Origin of the sequence: Oceanobacter sp. 4_MG-2023 (genome assembly GCF_030689165.1) — a bacterium.
GTDB lineage: Bacteria > Pseudomonadota > Gammaproteobacteria > Pseudomonadales > Oceanobacteraceae > Oceanobacter.
The window spans coordinates 1-2,253 of sequence record NZ_JAUYVV010000053.1; the positions used below are offsets into that span (position 1 = coordinate 1).

Here is a 2,253-nt window from a genome sequence, read left to right on the forward strand (position 1 = left end):
GAGGCCGACATGGGGCGCATCTATGTCTATGACCTGGACGGCGACTACCTCTGCACCGCCGAAGATCCGGCGATCACCGGCGTCAGCCGCGAAGAGGTTGGCGTAAAAGCCAAGATCATTCAAAAAGAGGCGATACAAGAAGAACGCCGCCGCCTCAAAGTCAGTGCCCAAAAAGTCACCAAGCGCGACGTTGCCCAGCAAATTCTTGATCACCGCGCAGCAGAAGCCCGCGCCGAAAAAGTGCGCCATTTTCCACGACCAGAGCAAGAGCACACCAGTGCTGGCATTGACGCCGCCCGCGCTGCCCTGGCTGCGCAACAGGCACAACCTGCCACCGATCTGCCAGCGCTACCGCCCCTGGAACAACCACCAGTACCCCGTGCGGCTCAGGTGATTCGGCCTGAATTTGTCGCCCCAGCGTTCCAGCCACCAGACGACTTTGAAGAACGCTACCTGCTTGCCGTAGACATCGAGCAGCGAGCCGACACCGGAGACGCCACCGACGCTGAGGTGTTGTGGGCCAAACGATTCAAGACCAGCAAGGCGTTTATCGCCGGAAAAGACCTTCACGAAATGCGCACCCGCCAGGTGCCCCTGACAGCACGTTAAGCGCTGATTAACGCGAATTAAACGGAGTATTTATCAATGTCGAACATCGCCGGTATCAACAACGTGGCTCTGACCAATCAAGCCATGATGCACCTGCAAGACCGCAGCCCCAGCCTGCCCGGTTTGGGAGTCCTTCATGGCCCCAGCGGCTATGGCAAATCCTTCGCGGCCAGCTACGCCGCCAATGCCCACCGCGCTTTTTACATCCAGTGCAAAAGCACCTGGACACGCAAGAAGTTCCTGGAGGCCATCCTCAAGGAAATGGGCATCATGCCCGCCAAAAACCTGGCGGACATGAACGAACAAGCCTGTGAGGAACTGATGCAATCGGGTCGCCCGCTGATCATCGACGAGGCCGACTGGCTGGCCGACAGCAAAAGCCACGTCATGCTCGCGATGGATCTGTATGAGGGTTCACAAGCCAGCATCCTGCTGATCGGTGAAGAGCGATTGCCTGCCAAACTGGCTCACTACGAAAAAATTCACAACCGCATCCTGTCCTGGGTCGCTGCTGAACCCTGCCAAATACGCGATGTGTTGCAGCTGGCGGATATCTACGCCCGTGACATCAACATTGCCGAAGACCTGTTGCTGAAAGTGCTGGATGACACTCGCGGTGTCACCCGCCGGATCTGCGTCAACCTTGAGAACATCCGTAACTGGGCTGCCGACAACGGTGTTGAACGCGTAACTCTTGAAAACTACCGCCAGGCCATCTTCACCGGCAAGGCACCACGGGGGCGTTCATGAATACGTATGCACACGCCAAGAAAATCCGCGTTCAACAGGTGATCTGGGACACCGTGCGCGAGCTGCGCGAGTTCACCGAGGCGGACCTGATTATTCAGGCCAGTAAACGAGCGGGTCAAACCGTCCCTGACGCCAGCGTTCACGCCTATCTGAACAAGCTGAAGCTGGGCGAATACGTGGAGACTGTTGAGGTTGAAAAGCTCAATCACGGACAGGTTCGCAACCGCTTTCAGCTGGTGCGCAATACCGGCCGCGAAGCCCCCCGCCTGACCAGCACCGGTCAGTCCAGCAAGCTGGGCCGTGCGCGGGAAAACCTGTGGCGTTCCATGCGCACTCTGGGCCAATTCAACTACAGAGAGTTGGCCTTAACCGCTTGCACAAATGATGTGTCAGTCGGAGAGGCTGAGGCAAAACGGTTCTGCCGCTACCTGGAACGTGCCGGATACCTGGCCATCGCCAAGCCTCCGGTTCACAAAAAAGCACTGACCGTCTACCGGTTTGTGCAGCACCGCTACACAGGCCCGCTGCCGCCGATCATCCAGACCATCGACCAGGTGTTTGATGCCAATACCCAGCAGATCGTCTGGTCTGCCGACGACGAACAGGAGTCCGAATGATGAACGCCATTCCACTGACCGACACCCTGAACAGCGTCAGCGAACCCCGCTGGATGACCGAGCTGCGCCATCAATGCAGCAATCACTCACAAGCCAAAGTGGCTCGTGAGCTGGGCGTCTCTGGTGCACTGATCAGCCAGGTGCTGAAAGGCAAGTATCCGGGTGATTTAACCCGCATTGAAAAGCTCGTCCGGGGTGAGTACCTGGGCGATACAGTCACGTGCCCCGTGCTCGGAGAACTGGCGTTAGACAACTGCCAGCGCTACCAGCGCCAGGC

Annotated in this window: 4 protein-coding genes; all 4 read left to right on the forward strand. The window is 58.1% G+C overall.

The window, feature by feature from the left end; all coding sequences use genetic code 11:
• On the forward strand, nucleotides 1-609 hold a 609-nt coding region (locus Q8W24_RS16665), incomplete at its 5' end, for a hypothetical protein (protein ID WP_305476014.1).
• Between the two features lie 36 nt (nucleotides 610-645).
• Entirely contained in the window at nucleotides 646-1,359 is a 714-nt protein-coding gene (locus Q8W24_RS16670; RefSeq protein WP_305476015.1) for an AAA family ATPase, read from the forward strand.
• The gene (locus Q8W24_RS16675) at nucleotides 1,356-1,976 is read left to right on the forward strand and encodes a hypothetical protein (protein WP_305476016.1); all 621 of its coding nucleotides are present in this window, start codon (nucleotides 1,356-1,358) and stop codon (nucleotides 1,974-1,976) included. Before Q8W24_RS16670 ends, Q8W24_RS16675 begins: the two co-directional genes overlap by 4 nt.
• On the forward strand, nucleotides 1,973-2,253 hold a 281-nt coding region (locus Q8W24_RS16680), incomplete at its 3' end, for a helix-turn-helix transcriptional regulator (protein ID WP_305476017.1). The genes Q8W24_RS16675 and Q8W24_RS16680, both read left to right, overlap by 4 nt.

Bases quoted from the DNA above. Each gene is read 5' to 3' on its own strand.
- Q8W24_RS16670 (WP_305476015.1), top strand. From the start codon at position 646: ATGTCGAACATCGCCGGTATCAACAACGTGGCTCTGACCAATCAAGCC.
- Q8W24_RS16675 (WP_305476016.1), top strand. From the start codon at position 1,356: ATGAATACGTATGCACACGCCAAGAAAATCCGCGTTCAACAGGTGATC.